This window comes from uncultured Leptotrichia sp., from assembly GCF_938036635.1.
Taxonomy (GTDB): domain Bacteria; phylum Fusobacteriota; class Fusobacteriia; order Fusobacteriales; family Leptotrichiaceae; genus Leptotrichia; species Leptotrichia hongkongensis.
In genome coordinates, this window is record NZ_CALHQO010000169.1 from 1 (window position 1) to 3,683 (window position 3,683).

5 protein-coding genes are annotated in these 3,683 nt (G+C 27.0%); all 5 read left to right on the forward strand.

Annotated elements, in window-relative coordinates; translation table 11 throughout:
• Nucleotides 1-324: hypothetical protein (locus Q0370_RS03265; protein WP_299572080.1), on the forward strand; the 324-nt coding region annotated here is incomplete at its 5' end.
• Complete coding sequence (locus Q0370_RS03270) at nucleotides 317-502, forward strand: hypothetical protein (protein ID WP_299572083.1); 186 nt, start codon at nucleotides 317-319, stop codon at nucleotides 500-502. The genes Q0370_RS03265 and Q0370_RS03270, both read left to right, overlap by 8 nt.
• Before the next feature lie 252 nt (nucleotides 503-754).
• Nucleotides 755-1,141, forward strand: coding sequence for a hypothetical protein (locus tag Q0370_RS03275; protein ID WP_146996919.1), 387 nt, complete (start codon nucleotides 755-757; stop codon nucleotides 1,139-1,141).
• Nucleotides 1,142-1,255: 114 nt separating this feature from the next.
• Nucleotides 1,256-2,269, forward strand: coding sequence for an Abi family protein (locus Q0370_RS03280; RefSeq protein ID WP_299572090.1), 1,014 nt, complete (start codon nucleotides 1,256-1,258; stop codon nucleotides 2,267-2,269).
• A 132-nt stretch (nucleotides 2,270-2,401) separates the two neighbouring features.
• Complete coding sequence (locus Q0370_RS03285) at nucleotides 2,402-3,430, forward strand: site-specific integrase (RefSeq protein ID WP_299572093.1); 1,029 nt, start codon at nucleotides 2,402-2,404, stop codon at nucleotides 3,428-3,430.
• The last annotated feature ends 253 nt before the right edge of the window (nucleotides 3,431-3,683 follow it).

The window sequence follows — 3,683 nt, forward strand, 5'->3', positions numbered from 1 at the left end:
ATATATGTAGCTAGAATATTTAAAAATGCAATTGATAGAGAACGTTCATTCTATCCTTCACATATAACATCTAACGGTGAAGAAATATTTTCAAATAAAGGAGTAAGCAGAACATATATTAATAAGTTGGATACTCTTATAAAAAAAGAAATGTTTCAGTATACTGTCATGCTAAGTAAAGATAATATGACAAAAGAAGATATACTTTATCATATAGAACCTATAAATTTATGGTTATTTTCTGAACAAAAAATAAACCAAAATACATTACTTAATTTCTATAATAAATGGGGTAATTTTTTTCTAAATACACAACATGTTTAATACAAACTGGGGATTTGATAAAAAAGATGGAATTGTAACAATTCAAGGTTATGTTGACTCTCAAAATTCATTTAGTGCAATGATAAGAAGCAAATTTCAAGTAAAATACAACGAGAAAAAAGAAATGATGACATCATTTATATTCGATGGCGAAGAATTGATAAAAAGTAAAAAATAGAAATAAGTCAGGCATTTAAATAAAAAATTATTGACAAAATTTGTGATTTTGGGGTATCATATTAATGTAAACATGTTTTACTCAATAACGAGATCAATACCCCGGCATTACCACTATGGTACAGATACGTCTGACGCTGGGGCTTTTTTAGTTGTAGAAGAGAGGAGGTAACATATTCAATTTATGGAAATACATTTAAATTATCATAAACAATTATAATTAGATAATTTATAAATACAGGAGGATATTTTTATGAAACAGGAACACAAAGACTACAAAGTAATAGACATTATTAATAAATTTAATATAATTATTAATTATGGCTCAAATGATGGAGCTTTTGAGGGACAAGAAGTCAGAATTTCTACAATAGGAGATGAAATTTTTGATTTAGATGGAAAATCACTTGGGAATATTGAGATCATAAAAGATGAATTGGAAATTGATAAGGTGTATGAAAATTTCTCTATCTGTAAAAAAATAATCATTAATGAAATTAATCCTTTTCAGCCTATCTCTCTCGTAAAAAAAGAAAGAAAAGCTATAGAACTAAATGTCGAAGAGAAAGACTTTTCAAATATAAAATATTTAGACAAATCTCCTATAAAAAAAGGTGATAGTGTAAAAATTTTAGAATAACTATTGACAAATAATGATTTTTAAACTATAATAATAGTAAGATAACTTTGCCCTTTATGGGCTACCAGTCTTACTACTATTGTGGTAAGACTTTTTTTATTCAAGGAGAATTTTATGGCATACGATAAACCTTTTTTAACATATGAAGAACAAATCGAAAGGCTCAAAAATAGATATAAACTGCAAATTAGTCCAGATGTGAGGTTAGAAAAAACAATACTAGAAAGTTTATCATACTATGATTTAATTAATGGGTATAAAGACTGTTTTTTAAATGATTACGGTGTATTTGAAGATGGTGTATCATTAATAGATTTACTCGATTTTAAGATATTTGATATGAATTTTCAAAGTATTCTTTTTAAATACAGCGTTTATGCAGAAAATTCATTTAAGACAAAATTAGCTTACGTACTTTGTGAAGAATTTGGTGCAGATATTCAGGATTATTTAGATCCTGATAATTTCGTAGCATACAATCAAAATGAGAAATTTAATGACACAATTGAAAACATCAGAAGAATTTATGAGGATACATCTGATAATCCTACAATGTACTATAGGGAAAATCATGATCATGTTCCAGCATGGATTTTATTTAAGAATGTACTGTTTAATGATTGTATAAATTTGTTTACATTCTTAAAAGAAGAAACAAAATTAAAATTAATTAAAAGATTTTTTAGACACGAGGATTTTGAAAAGGAAGACTATTTTAGATTATTTAAAAATCTAATTAGCATCATTAGAAAATTTAGAAATAAAATAGCTCACAATGCCAAAGTGATAACATATCGAGTTGATAGAAGATATGAACTGCAACAAATCAAATTGATGAAAATAAATCCTTACTCATTAATGAAGTGGAAAGATACTAAAAAGAAAATTACTGGAAGAAATGATTTGTTTTCGATGATCTTGTCTCTTACTATTGTTCTAGACAATCCTGTATTAGTTGGAAATATGTTGAATGAAATTCGTGTATTTTTAGAAAGTAATGCTAATGTATCAGATAGCTATATTAAAATTACTAACTTACCACCTGATATTATCAATCGAATACAAAACATTGATAAAAAAAAATATTGGGTAAAACATTTAGAAAAATGGAACGATGAGAATAATTAATTGGTAATTAATTAAAATATAAAAATAGCCCCTACGGCAATAGGGACTAAGCAATGTGATATACTCACAAACACCAATAGAAGTATATCACACAAACCTTTAAAATTCAATACTAAGGAGTGTGATTTTTTTATGAAAAATCCAAACGGATATGGAAGTGTATCAAAACTTTCTGGAAAAAGGAGAAAACCTTTTATAGTACGCATTACAACAGGTTTTGATATGGAAGGCAGACAGATAATGAAAGTATTAGGCTACTATGAAACACAGGCCAAAGCGATAAAGGCCCTCGCAGACTATAATGATAATCCGTATAATATTAACTTGAATGATGTCACACTTAAAGAAATTCTAGACAGAATGATGGAAAGCAAAAAAAACTCAATTGAAAAATCAAGTCTGAAGTCTTATAAAGTGTGGTGCAATTATTTAAAGCCTTTATACAACAAAAAAATGAAAAATATAAGAACTATAGAACTTCAAAATTTTATAGATAATCTCTCCCACTTATCAAGTGGAACTTTAAAAAATTTAAAATCTTTCATAGGAATACTTTTCAAAAATGCAATGGAGATGGATATAATAGTCAAGGACTACAGTCAGTTTATAAAATTGCCCAAACATAAACCAAAAATAGAAAGAAAGGTTTTTACTAGCGAAGAAATTGCTTTACTGTGGGAAAACATTAATGAATTGGAATATGCTGACGTGATTTTAATATTAATATATACAGGTATGAGGGTAAATGAACTTCTGAAACTTCCAAAAACAAACGTGAATTTAGAGCAGAACATAATCATTGGTGGAAGCAAAACTGAAGCTGGAAAAAACCGTGTAATACCAATACATCCAAAAATACTCCCACTCATAATTAAAAGAATGGAAAACAAGACAGAATACCTAATTCCAAATAGAACTGAAAAAAGTTTTTACAATTATAACAATTTTAGAAAAAATGAATTTTTGAAAATAATGGAAAAGCTGGATATGTCACACACAATACACGATACTAGGCACACATTTGCAACAATGATAAGCGATGTGTCAGATAACGAGAGTGCAATAACTGGAATAATAGGGCACACTAATATAAGTATGACTAAGAGATATACACATACCAACATTGAAAAGATGAGAAAAGAAATTGAAAAAATAAATTGATATATTTTTTGACGGCTGAACAGACAGCCGCCTTTTTTATGAACACTATATATTATGATATTTATTTACAATATATAGTGTGTAATTGTTACGTATTTGTTACATACGTAGTTATTTTACGTGATTTTTATATATAGTTTAATCACCACAAAGTACTTTAAATACAGTATTTCTATTTTTAAGAAGTCTTAATAATCATTTTTTACAATTTTCAATATTAATTTTCTTATAATTGTTTTAAAATTTGTAAGTT

What these genes read in the sequence shown, in the direction of transcription:
- Q0370_RS03280 (WP_299572090.1), top strand. Translation starts at nt 1,256, where the DNA reads ATGGCATACGATAAACCTTTTTTAACATATGAAGAACAAATCGAAAGG.
- Q0370_RS03275 (WP_146996919.1), top strand. Translation starts at nt 755, where the DNA reads ATGAAACAGGAACACAAAGACTACAAAGTAATAGACATTATTAATAAA.
- Q0370_RS03270 (WP_299572083.1), top strand. Translation starts at nt 317, where the DNA reads ATGTTTAATACAAACTGGGGATTTGATAAAAAAGATGGAATTGTAACA.
- Q0370_RS03285 (WP_299572093.1), top strand. Translation starts at nt 2,402, where the DNA reads ATGAAAAATCCAAACGGATATGGAAGTGTATCAAAACTTTCTGGAAAA.